15 protein-coding genes are annotated in these 14,713 nt (G+C 43.4%); 3 read left to right on the forward strand and 12 right to left on the reverse strand.

What is annotated here, in order from left to right:
* Positions 1-19: 19 nt before the first annotated feature.
* From tsf to rplM, 4 genes are all read right to left on the reverse strand, one after another.
* Complete coding sequence (gene tsf / locus EO130_RS14460; RefSeq protein ID WP_127142246.1) at positions 20-844, reverse strand: translation elongation factor Ts; 825 nt, start codon at positions 842-844, stop codon at positions 20-22.
* 80 nt (positions 845-924) lie between these two features.
* Positions 925-2,043: a 30S ribosomal protein S2 gene (gene rpsB / locus EO130_RS14465; protein ID WP_127142247.1), complete on the reverse strand. Its 1,119-nt coding sequence runs from the start codon at positions 2,041-2,043 to the stop codon at positions 925-927.
* 223 nt (positions 2,044-2,266) lie between these two features.
* The gene (gene rpsI, locus EO130_RS14470; RefSeq protein ID WP_127142248.1) at positions 2,267-2,653 is read right to left on the reverse strand and encodes a 30S ribosomal protein S9; all 387 of its coding nucleotides are present in this window, start codon (positions 2,651-2,653) and stop codon (positions 2,267-2,269) included.
* Positions 2,653-3,108, reverse strand: a complete 456-nt coding sequence (gene rplM, locus EO130_RS14475) for a 50S ribosomal protein L13 (protein ID WP_127142249.1) — start codon at positions 3,106-3,108, stop codon at positions 2,653-2,655. Before rplM ends, rpsI begins: the two co-directional genes overlap by 1 nt.
* A gap of 247 nt (positions 3,109-3,355) precedes the next feature.
* On the opposite strand from rplM, the gene EO130_RS14480 reads away from it, so the two are divergent.
* Entirely contained in the window at positions 3,356-6,007 is a 2,652-nt protein-coding gene (locus EO130_RS14480) for a DUF5916 domain-containing protein (protein ID WP_127142250.1), read from the forward strand.
* Between the two features lie 188 nt (positions 6,008-6,195).
* Here the strand turns inward: EO130_RS14480 and EO130_RS14485 are convergent, their stop codons facing one another.
* From EO130_RS14485 to hppD, 7 genes are all read right to left on the reverse strand, one after another.
* Positions 6,196-7,296, reverse strand: a complete 1,101-nt coding sequence (locus EO130_RS14485; RefSeq protein WP_127142251.1) for a pyridoxal phosphate-dependent aminotransferase — start codon at positions 7,294-7,296, stop codon at positions 6,196-6,198.
* Positions 7,297-7,599 (reverse strand): type II toxin-antitoxin system RelE/ParE family toxin, encoded by a 303-nt coding sequence (locus EO130_RS14490; RefSeq protein WP_127142252.1) that lies wholly within the window; start codon positions 7,597-7,599, stop codon positions 7,297-7,299.
* Positions 7,596-7,820 (reverse strand): type II toxin-antitoxin system ParD family antitoxin, encoded by a 225-nt coding sequence (locus EO130_RS14495; RefSeq protein ID WP_127142253.1) that lies wholly within the window; start codon positions 7,818-7,820, stop codon positions 7,596-7,598. The genes EO130_RS14490 and EO130_RS14495 overlap by 4 nt, the downstream gene beginning before the upstream one ends.
* A 61-nt stretch (positions 7,821-7,881) precedes the next feature.
* Positions 7,882-8,751 carry a flavin reductase family protein gene (locus tag EO130_RS14500; protein ID WP_127142254.1) on the reverse strand — a complete coding sequence of 290 codons (870 nt, stop codon included), beginning with the start codon at positions 8,749-8,751 and terminating at the stop codon, positions 7,882-7,884.
* A gap of 116 nt (positions 8,752-8,867) precedes the next feature.
* Complete coding sequence (gene fahA / locus EO130_RS14505; RefSeq protein WP_127142255.1) at positions 8,868-10,088, reverse strand: fumarylacetoacetase; 1,221 nt, start codon at positions 10,086-10,088, stop codon at positions 8,868-8,870.
* A 100-nt stretch (positions 10,089-10,188) separates the two neighbouring features.
* Positions 10,189-11,346 carry a homogentisate 1,2-dioxygenase gene (locus EO130_RS14510; protein WP_127142256.1) on the reverse strand — a complete coding sequence of 386 codons (1,158 nt, stop codon included), beginning with the start codon at positions 11,344-11,346 and terminating at the stop codon, positions 10,189-10,191.
* Positions 11,347-11,426: 80 nt separating this feature from the next.
* Complete coding sequence (gene hppD / locus EO130_RS14515; protein ID WP_127142257.1) at positions 11,427-12,560, reverse strand: 4-hydroxyphenylpyruvate dioxygenase; 1,134 nt, start codon at positions 12,558-12,560, stop codon at positions 11,427-11,429.
* A gap of 173 nt (positions 12,561-12,733) precedes the next feature.
* On the opposite strand from hppD, the gene EO130_RS14520 reads away from it, so the two are divergent.
* The gene (locus EO130_RS14520) at positions 12,734-13,189 is read left to right on the forward strand and encodes a MarR family winged helix-turn-helix transcriptional regulator (RefSeq protein WP_127142258.1); all 456 of its coding nucleotides are present in this window, start codon (positions 12,734-12,736) and stop codon (positions 13,187-13,189) included.
* Here EO130_RS14520 and EO130_RS14525 read toward each other — a convergent pair.
* On the reverse strand, positions 13,165-13,914 hold the full coding sequence (locus EO130_RS14525) for a sulfite exporter TauE/SafE family protein (protein WP_127142259.1): 750 nt from the start codon (positions 13,912-13,914) through the stop codon (positions 13,165-13,167). The two genes, EO130_RS14520 and EO130_RS14525, sit on opposite strands and share 25 nt — an antisense overlap.
* Positions 13,915-14,094: 180 nt before the next feature.
* Here EO130_RS14525 and EO130_RS14530 point away from each other — a divergent pair, with 180 nt between their 5' ends.
* Positions 14,095-14,658, forward strand: a complete 564-nt coding sequence (locus EO130_RS14530) for a hypothetical protein (protein ID WP_127142260.1) — start codon at positions 14,095-14,097, stop codon at positions 14,656-14,658.
* Positions 14,659-14,713 lie beyond the last annotated feature (55 nt).

Consider the following 14,713-nt stretch of genomic DNA (forward strand, 5'->3'; position numbering starts at 1 on the left):
TATTTATGCGTGTGGTGAATTAACCCAATGCCACTCTTGTGAAACCAGTCACCTCCAAATTGGAGTCTACGGATTTTACATATTGGGCAACACTTTGCTTGCTGTCTTTAATGAAATCTTGGTTCACCAAAGTATTGTCTTTAAAGAAACGCTTCAATTTTCCTTGAGCGATTTTGTCCAACATTTCCTCTGGCTTACCTTCTTGACGCAATTGATCTTTTGCAATTTCAATCTCTTTGTCAATGATGGATTGGTCAACACCTTCTTCGTTCAAGGCGACCGGGTTCATTGCGGCAGCTTGCATGGCTACATCTTTGGCAGCTTCGGCAGCACCGTCAACATTGGCGGACAAACCTACCAAGGTTGCGATTTTGTTCCCTGCGTGGATGTAAGATCCTACGAAAGGAGCGCTCAATCTTTCAAAGCTTCCGATTTCGATTTTCTCACCGATTACACCAGTTTGCTCGGTCAATTTATCAGCAACGGTCATTCCGTTGAAAGAAGCGGCTAGAAAGTCTTCTTTCTTGTCAAAACCTAGTGCCAAATCGGCCAAATCGGTTGCAAGTTTTACAAAGCTATCATTCTTGGCAACAAAGTCGGTTTCACAGTTTAGGGAGATAACCACTCCTTGTGTATTGTCATCGTTTACCTTTGCGATGGCAGCACCTTCGGATGAATCTCTGTCAGCTCTTTTTGCTGCAACTTTTTGACCTTTCTTTCTTAGGATTTCGATGGCTTGGTCAAAATCTCCTTCAGCTTCAACCAAAGCTTTTTTACAATCCATCATTCCAGCTCCAGTAGCTTGTCTTAGTTTATTTACCTCTGCGGCAGTAATCTTTGCCATTTTTTCTTTCTTTTTAAATTTTATGTAAAGTAAAACACTATCAAAGTGTTTTGGTTTAGGACAATGTTAAATCAACAGGTTTATTCAACTCCGCCTTTAACGCTGTCTTGCCATTCCTTTAGTTCGTCCCAGTTGCCATCGGCAGCCATTTTGGCCTGTTTTGGCCAAGATGTTGGGTCCAAGTGAGCTAATGTTGAACTGGCTTCGGTCAAGATTTCCTTGATTTTTTCAGCGTCAGTGTCCGCTAGTGCAGCGTAAGTACTTAGTCCATTGGCAACCAATGCCTCTGCAGCTTTTGGCCCAATACCTTCAATTTTGGTAAGGTCTTCTGGCTTGGCTTCAGTCTCCTTTTTGGCAGGCTTTTCCTCAGCAGGCTTCTCTTCCTTGGTTGGTGCGGCCTCGGCTTTCTTAGCAGGCTTTTCTTCAGCAGCTTTTTCCTTTTTCTTTGGAGTTTCCTCTACGGCATCGGTAGTGTCTTCGTCCTTGTCCTTTCCACTTCCTTTGTCATTTTTGCGCTCTTCCAATCCTTCAGCAACGGCTTTGGTTACGTGCTCCAAGATAATTTCAATGGATTTACCAGCATCATCGTTGGATGGGATGGCGAAATCCACATCGCGAGGGTCGGAGTTGGTATCTACCATGGCGAAAATTGGAATGTTCAATTTTTGCGCTTCTTTTACGGCGATGTGCTCACGCATGGTGTCCACAATAAATAGGGCACCTGGCAAACGGGTCATATCTGCAATGGAACCCAAGTTTTTCTCCAACTTGGCACGCAAACGGTCTACTTGCAATCTTTCTTTCTTGGAAAGAGTGTTGAATGTTCCGTCCTTCTTCATGCGGTCGATAGCGGCCATTTTTTTGACAGCCTTACGAATGGTGACGAAGTTGGTCAACATACCACCGGGCCACCTTTCGGTGATGTACGGCATGTTCACTTTGGATACTTTGTCCGCTACAATGTCCTTTGCTTGTTTTTTTGTGGCTACAAAAAGGATTTTTCTTCCTGAGGCGGCAATTTTCTTAAGGGCTTCGTTGGCCTCTTCAAGTTTTGCAGCTGTTTTGTAGAGATTGATAACGTGAATCCCGTTACGCTCCATGTAGATATAGGGAGCCATGTTGGGGTTCCACTTTCGTGTTAGGTGTCCAAAATGCACACCTGCTTCCAGTAAGTCTTTTACTTCAATTTTACTTGCCATTTTTTGTACTTAGTTTACGTTCCGTTGTAAGTAGCAATGCGCTGGTGGTCACAACTTAATGTTCGCCCAGCCCATTTAGATGCTAAACTAGTTTCCAAAAAGTCGAAATGTATATTCCCTTTTGGAACAACGACAACTTGGTTAAAAATTTAACCCTGAAATATGTACGCTTTCAGGGTTTTCAATGAACTTATATATAGTTGGGTGCGATACCCAATGTATATTAACGCTTGGAGAATTGGAATTTCTTACGGGCTTTCTTCTGACCGAATTTCTTTCTTTCCACCATTCTTGGGTCTCTTGTCAATAGACCTTCTGGCTTAAGAATGCCTCTGTTTTCCGCATCGATTTCGCACATAGCTCTTGACAAAGCCAAACGAACGGCTTCTGCCTGACCTGTGATACCACCTCCGTAAACATTTACTTTTACGTCATAGTTACCTTCAGTTTCTGTAAGGGCGAAAGGCTGTTTTACTTTGTACTGCAATGTGCCAGTAGTAAAGTAATCGTTAAGATCTCTCTTGTTTATGGTGATGTTTCCAGAACCTTCGGAAACATATACTCTGGCTACAGCAGTTTTTCTTCTACCTATCTTATGAACCACTTCCATTATTTGTAGTCGTTTAAGTTTATAGCTTTTGGTTTTTGCGCTTCTTGTCCGTGCTCGGCACCAGCATACACCTTTAAGTTTCTGAATAGATCCGCTCCAAGTTTGTTTTTTGGAAGCATTCCTTTTACAGAGTTTTCGATAATACGCTCAGGATGTTTGGCCAATAAATCTTTAGCGGAAGTGGAACGTTGTCCACCTGGGTAACCAGTATACCTTAGATATTCTTTCTCATCCCACTTGTTGCCGGTCATGTCGATTTTCTCAGCATTGATAACAATTACATTGTCTCCACAATCAACATGGGGCGTAAAGTTGGTTTTGTATTTCCCTCTAAGTATTTTGGCTACTTTAGACGCCAATCTTCCCAAGGTCTGTCCTTCAGCATCAACCAATAACCATTGTTTGTCAACAGTAGATTTATTGGCGGAAATAGTTTTATAACTTAATGTATCCACTTCTCGAATATTATTGATTTAATAACCTTTCCCGAATAACGGGCTGCAAATGTACAATTATTAGATTGAATTACAAACGGTTGATTGGGAATATTTTTCCACTTTTTTCAATTTGGATAGGAGTGCAAAAATACCCTCCAAATGATAACCGTATGAAACGTTAAAAATACCTTAAAATTCTGAGACACTGTAACTCTGCCTGATTTTGTGGGTCTTTATCGTATCAACCTAATCAAAAAACGAACAAGTGAAGTATGCAGTCCTGGTTTTCGCGACCCTTCTTTCTATTTCCAAAAGTCAAGCACAGGATTCCACCGAGGTAGTCGTTAAAAAAACATATACCACCCACGATTTAGGTGAATATGCCGCACCCACTATCAATGGTATTTTGGAAGATGAGGCTTGGAACCTTGTGGATTGGGCCGGCGATTACATTGAATGGCAGCCCGATGAGAACACTCCGCCCAGTCATCAGACCAAGTTTAAAATACTATATGATAGCAAGAACCTATATATAGGTGTACGCTGTTATGATGATGAGCCCGATAAAATCGTAAAAAGATTGTCTCGAAGGGATGGCTTCGATGGTGATTGGGTAGAGTTCAACATTGATAGCTATTTTGATAAGCGTACCGCCTTTTCATTTACCATCACCGCTGCAGGGGTCAAGGGAGATGAGTTTATATCCAACAACGGCAATAATTGGGATTCGAGCTGGAATCCCATCTGGTATGCCAAATCCCATGTGGACGATGAAGGCTGGACGGCCGAACTACGGATACCTTTAAGCCAGTTGAAATTTGGCAGTGCGGAGGAGCAGGTATGGGGGTTTCAGTCCACCCGACGTTTTTTTAGGGACGAGGAACGCTCACTTTGGCAGCGAAAACCCGTGGATCAGCCCGGTTGGGTCAGTGAATTTGGGGAACTCCATGGATTAAAGAACATCGAACCCCAGAAACAACTCGAAATACAGCCCTATACGGTAACGAATACAGAGACTTATGAGGCAGAAGAAAACAATCCGTTCCGGGATGGGAGCGAAAATAACCTGACGGTAGGACTCGATGCCAAGATCGGTATTACCAACGACCTTACTTTGGATTTGACGGTAAACCCAGATTTTGGACAGGTGGATGCCGACCCATCGGCCATTGCGTTGGATGGTTTTCAGATTTTCTTTCAAGAACGGCGGCCATTTTTTGTGGAGAACAAGAACATTTTTGATTTCAGTGTTTCCCAATCACAAGCAGGAAATACTTTTGGTTCCGATAATATCTTCTATTCCCGAAGAATCGGTAGAAGTCCGCAAGGCTACCCCAATACCGCGGACGGCGAATTTGTAAATCAACCAGATAATACCCCGATTATTGGAGCGGCCAAGTTTAGCGGCAAGACCAAGGATGGATGGGCCATTGGCGTACTCGAGAGCGTAACGGCCCAGCGAACTGCGACGATTTTGAATGGCAATGGCGATACCCGGGATGAAATGGTAGAGCCATTGACCAATTATTTTGTGGGAAGGCTTCAAAAGGATTTCAATGAACGGAACTCCTATATTGGCGGTATTGTTACGGCAACAAATAGAGAAAGCTTACCAGAACAGCTCAATTTTTTACATGATGCGGCCTACACAGGCGGACTGGACTTTAAACACCAGTGGGCCAATAGGGATTGGTACGTGGGCGGCAACATCACTTTGAGCCATGTGCGCGGGAGCCAAGAAGCCATAACCAATACTCAGGAATCCATCACCCATTTGTTCGGAAGGGTAGGGGCGGACCATGTAGCCGTGGATACCACCAGAACATCATTGACGGGTACCGGGGGCAATGTGCAAATAGGAAAGATTGGCAATGGCCATTGGCGTTTTGAATCGGGAGTCACCTGGCGTTCGCCCGAACTGGAACTCAATGATATCGGTTTTCAACGCCAAGCAGATGATGTACGCCACTATACTTGGATAGGTTATCAAACCCTAAAACCCGATAGTACCTTTAGGCGGGTGGGCATCAACTACAACCATTGGTCAGCATGGGATTTTCAAGGGAATCATAATTATATGCAGTTTAATACCAACAGCTGGCAAAACTGGAAGGGCAACTGGAATACCAACATAGGTTTCAATTTTGCACCGATTGAATACTCCAACTTTGCTTTGCGGGGCGGTCCACGGCTTAGGCAATCCCCTTGGATGAGTTTTTGGAACAGTATCAACACCGATAACCGGAAAAAAATGCGTTTTTCCTTTTTTCACAATGGAAGAAAGGCTCTGGATAATTCCATAAAGACCTATTATATTGAAGGAGGCTTTGTGTACCAACCGATAAATGCCCTACGGATTTCCGCATTTCCAAGTCTGCAAATCAATAACGATCAGTTGCAGTTCATCAATAATTTTGATGATGTCAATGGTTCGCCGCGCTATCTGAATGGGGAAATCGACCAACGTACTTTGAGCATGTCCATTCGGTTGAATTATACCATCAATCCCAACTTGACCATTCAATATTGGGGACAACCATTTATTTCCCGTGGACGCTATTCCAATTTTAAGCATATCACGGACCCGGTTGCCAAGACCTTTGCGGATAGATTTGTGCAATACACGTCTGAACAGACCGAGCTTTCCGAAGGTACCTACACCATTGATGAAGATTTGGATGGTATAACCGATTTTAGTTTTGACAATCCAGATTTTTCCTTTGTGCAGTTCCGTTCCAACTTGGTCATCCGATGGGAGTACATTCCAGGGTCGGAAATATTCTTGGTATGGTCGCAAGATGTGTCAAGGAATGGTGACCCGACGAATGGACTGCTTTCCAGTTTGGGGGACAACATTTTTGGACAAAAACCACAAAACATCTTTTTGTTGAAGGCTACGTATCGGTTTGTGCTTTAATTGTCATTCCTGCGAAAGCAGGAATCCATGTAACTTGATTGAAATTTGTCAATTCGAGTGATTTTAGAGCCAAAGTGAAAAAATGGTATCGAGAATCAGAATTTCAAATGAAGCCTGTTCTCGATACTTTTTCCTAAAGGAAAAAACTCGAACTGACAATTAGATTCCTGCCTTCGCAGGAATGACATTTAGGATGTTGTGATTTTCTGAAGCGCCTTTACCAGAGCAGCATTCGCCTCTGCATCGCCTATGGTAATCCTCACCTTGCCTGGAGCGCCAAACTGTGAAACAGGTCGCACCATGATACCTTCTTCCATCATTTTATCCGTGAACTCCATTTCGGGAAGTGGCGGGTCGATGATAAAAAAGTTCGCTTGACTGGGCCAGTACTTTATTCCTAGTTGGTCAAATGCTTTGGCGATATAAGTTCTACCTTCCAGAACGGTCTTCACGGTTTTGGCAATGAACTCCTTGTCGTTCAAGGCTCCAATGGCAGCCTCGATGGAAGTCAACGGCAACAAAAAAGGTTTGTGGATCAATCGCACATAATTGGCAATGGTGGCTGTGGTGTAGCCATATCCGATGCGCTGTCCTGCCAAACCATAGGTTTTGGAAAAACTGTTCAGTCCAATCACATTATGACCTTGCAGCACGTAGGGCAATGCCGTAACATAATCGGCTGCATCGGCGAAATGACGATAGACTTCATCAAACACCACCACAATGTTTTTGGGAACACGCGCCATAAAATCGTCCATCACCGCTTTTGGAATATAGGTGCCCGTAGGGTTGTTGGGGCTGGTCAGGAAAATAATCTTGGTCTTTTCGGTGATGGCATTCAAAATACCTTCTACGTCCAAATCGTAATTGGGGGCCAAGAGCGGAATATCCACTTGGTTTGCACCATACCACCTTGAAAAAACGGAGTAGGGCAGGAAGCAGGGATTGGAAAATATCACTTCGTCCCCCTCGTTGATAAAGGCGCGGAGGACAATATCAATGACCTCCGACCCGCTATTCCCGCACAAAAACTGGTCGGCACTCAACTGACCGTCAAAATCCTGGACCAAGGCTTCGCGCAAACGGATATCGGTCTGGTCGGGATAGATATCGACCTTATCGAGTGCAGCTTTCATGGCTGCTAAGGCCTTGGGCGATGCTCCCAAAGGATTCTCGTTGGAGGACAACTTATAAATTTTTTTATGTGATGGTGGAATGTTTTTTCCACCTTTATAAACCTCTTTGGGCACCAAATGGGCCTTAAAAATGGATGTAATATCTTTTTGCATTTAACTTTCGATTAAAAAATTTTTCAAATCCCTTCCTCCATGTAATACCCGCACAATGCGTACCCTTGCCTTTATTTTTCTATAAAAGATGATATGGGAGTTGTAAGGAAAACTGTAAAGGCCTTCTTTAATTTCATTTCTTTTCTTCCCAATGTCAGGGTTGTTGGCGATTGCTTCAAAATGTTCGTTTAATCCAACCAAATATGCAATGGCTTGTGTGGAACCGAATTTGATTTCACCATAAGCGAAAATAGCTTCAATATCATTATCCGCTTCTTGCGATAATACATACCCATCAATCACCCCTTCCTCTTTGAAGCAATAATTTCTTCCATCGTTCTTGGGCTATCCGGTCCGTTCCAACCTTTCTCGATTTCCCTTCTAAGGTCATCAATCACTTTTTCCCTGTAAATTTTGTGCAGGCGCAAGGCATCGCGTATCACTTCGCTATTGTTCTGGTATTCCCCTGTTGCCACCTGTTGGGTGATATATTCTTCCTGTTTTTTTGTAAAACTGATGTTCATAATACTCTTAGTCTTTAAAATCAAAATTACAAAAAATGTCCAAAATTGATAAATATGGACATTACAAGCTCTCCGCAAACAACAAATAGACCATGGCCTTTTCAGTATCGCCCTTTTCCAAAAGCTGTTTGGCTAGGGAGTGCAGTTCGGTTTTGGATTTATTTTGAACTCCATCAACCTCAATAACAGTTTTAATTGCTTCGGTAGTGGGCAATTGTTCCAAATTTCCCAATCGGCCTAAATTATTCCCTGTGAGCACATCGCTCTCACGAATCCCTTTGGGCAATGCATCAACACCAATACCTTGACTACGAATGGGCTTTGGAATCTCAAACAAGGACTCTTTTATGGCTCGGATATACCAGTTACCCCCCATACGGCCCACCAAATCCAACTTTTCGGTGTCCAGCACATCATTCGTTACGTATTCATCGTTAATGTGGATCATGTCCACTTGGGCGATGATCAAATTTCCTGCCCCGGGTGTTTGGGCAATTTCCACTACTTCCAAAACGGTGCATTCAAAGGAAACAGGAGCCTCGCCAACACGGGGCGGTTTTACCTTCACGCTAGGTACTTCGGTAAAGCCGGCTTTCACGAATTCGTTGACTCCTTTGTCGTACGCCGTGCTGGAGAGCGACATTTGCTCCGCCATTTTGTGGTTCACTACATTGATGACCACTTGGGGTACTTCAATCACATTTTGATGCGTATGTTTTAAGGAATTGTCCCTGCCACTACGGGTTGGAGAAAATACCATCACTGGTGGATTGGAACTAAAGACATTAAAAAAACTGTACGGGCTCAGGTTTACGTTGCCTTCGGCGTCTACGGTACTGGCAAAGCAAATAGGCCTTGGGGCCACGGCAGTGGACAAAATGGTGTACAGTTCCGGTTGGGGTATGGTAGTTGGGTCTATGGTTTTGATCATATTTTGGTTTTCTATCATTTCCGCGAAGGCGGAAATCTCAATTCATTTTATATCCAGGTGACTTCGACTTCGCTCAGTCACCATTCAGTAGCTTCGATTAAGCTCAGCCACTAAAATTATTTAGCAGGCAACACTTTAGCGGAGACTTCGCCAAATCCGACCCGAATATCGCCATTTTGGGCATAACCTCGCATCGTTACCGTGTCGCCATCTTCAATAAATTTACGTTCGCTTCCGTCTTTTAGTTTGATGGGTTTCGTTCCTCCCCAAGACAATTCGAGCATGGAACCAAAACTGTTTTCCTCTTTACCGGAGATGGTTCCTGAGGCCATCATATCACCGATATTGATGTTACAACCATTTACCGTATGATGCGCCAATTGTTGGGCCATGTTCCAGTACATATATTTGAAATTGCTTGAGCAAACCGTAGTTTCTTCACCGTCTTCTGGTTTGATGCCCACTTCTAGGTGGATGTCGTAGTTTTTGGCGCCATCAAATTGTAGATAGGGCAAAACTTCGGGTTCTTGTTTGGGCCCTGCTAATTTGAAGGGTTCCAAAGCTTCCAAAGTAACCACCCAAGGAGAAATGGAAGAAGCAAAATTCTTGGCCAAAAACGGGCCAAGCGGTACATATTCCCATTTTTGGATATCACGTGCCGACCAATCGTTGAACAATACCAGCCCAAAAATGTAATCTTCCGCATGTGCAGTGGATACCGATTCACCTAGTTGGGTCTCCTTTCCGCAAATAAATCCCATTTCCAGTTCAAAATCCAAACGTCGCGTAGGGCCAAAAACTGGACCTTCTGAATCATTGGGCTTTGTTTGACCCTTAGGTCGATGAATGGGTTGTCCGCTCACGATAATGGAACTTGCCCTACCGTGATAACCCACTGGAATATGTTTCCAATTGGGCAAAAGTGCATTCTCCGGGTCGCGGAACATTTTACCTACATTGGTAGCGTGCTCCAAGCTGGAATAAAAATCGGTATAATCACCAACGGCAACGGGCATATGCATGTGGGCTTCGGATTGCTTCACAAAAAGTTCGGGCTTTCCTGCCAAAACGGAAGTATCATCCTTGATCCAATGCTGGATTTTTTTTCGGACACGGGTAGTGATTTCTTTCCCGAGTGAAATAAAATCGTTGAGGGTATCCTTTTCCAACAAGGCGGTGTTGAAGTCAAACACATCCAGTTCGGCTACGGCGGCCAAATCCAAAATATATTCGCCCACCGCGACGCCTACCCTTGGACTTATATACTTGGTGGAAAAAATCCCAAAAGGAATATTGTGAATCGAAAAATCTGAATTTTCGGGTATTTCTATAATCATCTGATGGTAAATATGTCAGCTCGAGCGCATTCGAGAGCAATACTTAGGCCTTCTTTTCTCGACTGCGCTCGAAATGACAGAAGGCCGTAATGAATTTATGTTACTCCAACCACGATTTATAATACTTGCCATCATCGATTTTGAGGGCGTTTTCTGTAATCTGTAAGGGTTTGAAGGTGTCTATCATCACTGCCAGTTCCTCTGTTCCTTTTTTGCCGATACTTGCCTCGTAGGTGCCTGGGTGCGGCCCGTGGGGAATACCCGCTGGGTGCAACGAAATGTACCCTGGTCCTATGCCTGTCCGGCTCATAAAATCCCCATCCACGTAATACAGCACCTCATCCGAATCTATATTGGAATGGTTATAGGGTGCAGGTATGGATTTTGGGTGATAATCATACAGCCTTGGGCAGAACGAACAAACTACAAACGCACCGGTCTCAAAAGTCTGGTGCACAGGTGGTGGTTGGTGCACGCGGCCCGTTATCGGTTCAAAATTGTGGATGGAAAATCCGTAAGGGAAGTTGTAACCGTCCCATCCCACTACATCAAAAGGATGTGTGGCGTAAACGAGTTGGTGCAACATACCCTGTTTTTTGATTTTCATCAAAAATTCGCCTTTTTCATCAAAGGTTTGAAGGTCTTGTGGCAATTTGTAGTCGCGCTCACAAAAAGGGGAGTGCTCCAATAGTTGTCCAAACCAGTTGCGATACCGTTTTGGGGTGTAAATAGGATGGAATGATTCGGCAAATAAAATACGGTTATCCTCTGTATCAAACTCTATCTGGTAAATCATCCCGCGTGGAATGATGAGGTAGTCCCCATATTCGAACGGAATGTTGCCCAAAAAGGTCTTCAAAGTTCCCGACCCTTTGTGGATAAAGAGCATTTCATCGGCATCGGCATTTTTATAAAAATAGTCGGTAACCGATTTTCTGGGTGCTGCCAAGCCAACGTGAACATCGTTGTTGACCAAAAGGGGTTCGCGCGATTCCAAAAAGTCATCTTTGGGTGCTACATCAAAACCGATGAACTTACGGCTGGTAATGTTCTTTTCCACAGCGATTTTTGGGCTTGCGTCCACAGCTTTACCTATTTCCTTGACCTGTGTGGGTCTGTGGATGTGGTAGGAAAGTGAGGACATCCCATCAAAACCGATAGTGCCAAAGAGCTGTTCGTAATAAAGCCCGCCACTAGGTTTTTCGAATTGGGTATGCCGCTTTTGCGGAATTTTCCCAAGTTTATGATAAATAGGCATTTTTTTCCGTTTTGACTTTAAAGTTATGGGTTATGAACCTGAAATTCAAAAGCTCATAAACCATTTCTCTTCACTTCTGATTAATGCAATGTGCCACGTAGCTCCTGCTCACGTTCTATAGCTTCGAACAGTGCTTTAAAGTTACCTTTTCCGAAGGATTGTGCGCCCTTTCTTTGGATAATTTCGAAGAACATGGTCGGTCTGGGTTCCACAGGTTTGGTGAAAATCTGAAGCAAATAGCCTTCATCATCGCGGTCTACCAAGATACCAAGCTCCTTCAAGGGGGCAATATCCTCATCGATTTCCCCAACACGGTCGGTTACCGCATCGTAATAGGTAGCGGGCACTCGTAGGAATTCCACGCCTCGGCTTCTAAGGTCGCGAACGGTTTTAATGATATCGTCCGTAGCCACTGCAATATGTTGTACCCCTTCGTCTTCGTAGAAATCCAAATACTCTTCTACTTGTGATTTTTTCTTTCCTTCGGCAGGTTCGTTGATAGGAAATTTGATGCGCCCATTTCCATTGCTCATTACTTTGCTCATCAAAGCAGTGTAATCGGTGGAAATATCATTATCATCAAACGAAAGGATATTCTTGAATCCCAATACATCTTCGTAAAACTTTACCCAATGGTTCATCCTGTTCCACCCTACGTTACCTACCATATGGTCTACAAACTTTAGACCGGTTGGTTCTGGATTATAATCCGGGGTTTCCCATTTTTTAAAGCCAGGTAAGAAAGTTCCGTTATAATCTTTGCGTTCCACAAAAATATGTACGGTCTCCCCGTAGGTGTAAATTCCAGAACGCACCACTTTTCCATCTTTGTCCTCCTCAACTCTGGGCTCCATATAGGATGTGGCCCCTCGTTCCATAGCATTATTGTACGCTACAGTGGCATCATCCACCCACAGGGCCACCACTTTTACGCCATCGCCATGCTTGTCGATGTGCTTTCCTATCTCGGTTCCACTTTTTAAGGGTGAAGTAAGTACCAATCGGATTTTATCCTGTACCACCACGTAGCTTTCACGGTCTTTGAGTCCTGTTTCGAGTCCCGCCTGTGCGTAGGATTGAAACCCAAAGGCGGTTTTGTAGTAGTGTGCCGCTTGTTTGGAATTCCCCACATACAGCTCCACGTAATCGGTGCCGTTGATAGGCATGAAGTCTTCTGAGGTATTTGCTTCTTTTGGAAGTGTTGATGTTTGCATGATTCGTTATGTTTTTATGGTTTAGTCTTATTTTGTTGCATCAACAACAAAAATAACAAAATCGGAACATGAAAGCGATTTTACGAACAGAAAATTGCGTTAAAATTCATACTGGCCATCGCATGAAGGCATACTAATTCGGAATCCCTATTTTTGTAGCTATTTTTAAGTCCATGCTCAGTCGAATAGATGATATACAGGGAATGGGGTTCCATTTGGATTTGGTGCTCCGTAAGATTCAAAGGGCCTATCTGCGCAAGTTTACTGAACTTGGGGTGGATACGACCATTGAGCAATGGGTAGTGCTCTATCGTATTCATCAATTGGGCGATGATGCCAGCCAGCGCGATATTGTGAACGAAAACTTTCGGAACCGCGCCACGACCTCACGCGTTATCGGTGGTCTGGAGAAAAAAGGATGGATTTCCAAGACTCGATTTAAAGGTGACCAAAAAAGGTTTAAACTGGAATTGACCCCAAAGGGGCAGGAAATATTAGACCTTACCTTGCCCAGTGCACTCGAGTTAAGGAAGTTGGCGATAACAAACGTGGATGCTTCGGAGTTCGAAACATTCATAAAAGTGTTGGACCAAATTGGGGAAAACTACGAAGAAGATACAGGCCAGTAGTCAAAAGTTAGCTTGGCTATCGTTATCAAACCAATCAGAAGAATCAATATTAAGCTGATTTTCCTAAATTTTTCCTGCGGAATGTAATGCAATATTTTTTTGCCCAAATATGTGCCCACCAAGCCGATTGCGAACAAAAAGGGTAAATAGGTCAGTTCTTCTTTTCCAATGTAGCCATTGCCGTAGTAGACGAAGGTGCGTGAAAAATCAATCATAAAATCAATAAATGCCGAGGTGGCGATAAAAGCACTTTTCTCCAAATTGAAGGCTGCCATGGTGAGTCCTCGAATAGCTCCACCCGTACCCAGAAGTCCTGCCGAAAACCCAGATAAGGTCCCTCCAATAATGGAGTTTTTTTTATTGGGAAGTATCACAATTTCGCTTTTGATCAAGAACAAAAGACTAAAAACCACAAAGAATACACCCAAGACGATTTCTAGCGTGGCACTATCCGCAATTTTGGAAAGAAATCCACCTATGATAACGAAAAGTACCGACGGAACCCCTATGTAAAGGAGTAGCTTTTTGTCCAATCCCTTTTTGAACAAAAAAATCTTACTGACGTTGCTGGAGAGGTGAAAAATGGCCGTCATGCCCAGAACGGAATAAAAATCAAAATAAAAATTCCCCAAGGGTACAAAGAATACCGATGAGCCAAAGCCTCCAATGGTCCCGATAATTTCAGCAACCATGGCCAACAACAAAAAGAAATAGTTGATTTTCATACGAAGGAAAGATAGTGCGAGATTGTATATAGCGTATGATTTTATGCCATTTTACCCTAAAGAAATCTTAAAAAATGGATTTAAGGTTAATTCAGCATAGAAACTGGATAATCTATTGGACGTAGGGACCATAAAACCACCGCAACTTTGTACCCGTATAACTTTTAGATATACAAAGCTATGAAGACAACAAATGTTTATCCAACTATATGGGCTACACCCTATTACACTCCAAGTGTGATGGCGGGTTGGTACGAAAGGAGTACCCAAGTAGCTGAATTGATTTTGAAAAATGACGTCGTAAACGACCTCAAAGTTTCGGAAATGAACCTTAATATCACCAAATTTTCAGCTATAACCGAAAATGGTGAGGAACGTTTTATTGTTGATTTTCCCGGGCAAAATCTGGTAAATCTGAAGGGAGTGGCCTCTGGGAATTTTATTCATTCCAAAAGCGTACTTTCCCTACCCGAAGGTACATACACCGCATTCCGATTTTATTTAGCGGACTGGGGCAACCAGTTTATTTATGAAGATGGGGTAGAGGAATCTGCCAACACGTTCAACCGTTTGGATTTCCACATTGAGAACGGATTTGTGGTGGAAAATAGCAAAACTCCAGAAGTAAAGTTGTGGTTTGACTTTGCTCCCTACCAGTGGAAGCGACACTTAAAACCGCTTACGGATTTGTTTATGGGGAGCAAAAGTCAAAGGCCACGATTGGCCAATAGTTTCGGCAATTGATCCATAGGCTATGAAAAGGAATGAAAAAGGCACCGTTTGGTGCCTTTTTTAGTTT

Origin of the sequence: Flagellimonas marinaquae, assembly GCF_003992675.1 — a bacterium.
Taxonomy (GTDB): domain Bacteria; phylum Bacteroidota; class Bacteroidia; order Flavobacteriales; family Flavobacteriaceae; genus Flagellimonas; species Flagellimonas marinaquae.

Coding starts and splice junctions, on each gene's coding strand:
- tsf (WP_127142246.1), bottom strand. CDS start 844: ATGGCAAAGATTACTGCCGCAGAGGTAAATAAACTAAGACAAGCTACT.
- rpsB (WP_127142247.1), bottom strand. CDS start 2,043: ATGGCAAGTAAAATTGAAGTAAAAGACTTACTGGAAGCAGGTGTGCAT.
- rpsI (WP_127142248.1), bottom strand. CDS start 2,653: ATGGAAGTGGTTCATAAGATAGGTAGAAGAAAAACTGCTGTAGCCAGA.
- EO130_RS14485 (WP_127142251.1), bottom strand. CDS start 7,296: ATGCAAAAAGATATTACATCCATTTTTAAGGCCCATTTGGTGCCCAAA.
- EO130_RS14495 (WP_127142253.1), bottom strand. CDS start 7,820: ATGAACATCAGTTTTACAAAAAAACAGGAAGAATATATCACCCAACAG.
- EO130_RS14500 (WP_127142254.1), bottom strand. CDS start 8,751: ATGATCAAAACCATAGACCCAACTACCATACCCCAACCGGAACTGTAC.
- fahA (WP_127142255.1), bottom strand. CDS start 10,088: ATGATTATAGAAATACCCGAAAATTCAGATTTTTCGATTCACAATATT.
- EO130_RS14510 (WP_127142256.1), bottom strand. CDS start 11,346: ATGCCTATTTATCATAAACTTGGGAAAATTCCGCAAAAGCGGCATACC.
- hppD (WP_127142257.1), bottom strand. CDS start 12,560: ATGCAAACATCAACACTTCCAAAAGAAGCAAATACCTCAGAAGACTTC.
- EO130_RS14520 (WP_127142258.1), top strand. CDS start 12,734: ATGCTCAGTCGAATAGATGATATACAGGGAATGGGGTTCCATTTGGAT.
- EO130_RS14525 (WP_127142259.1), bottom strand. CDS start 13,914: ATGAAAATCAACTATTTCTTTTTGTTGTTGGCCATGGTTGCTGAAATT.
- EO130_RS14530 (WP_127142260.1), top strand. CDS start 14,095: ATGAAGACAACAAATGTTTATCCAACTATATGGGCTACACCCTATTAC.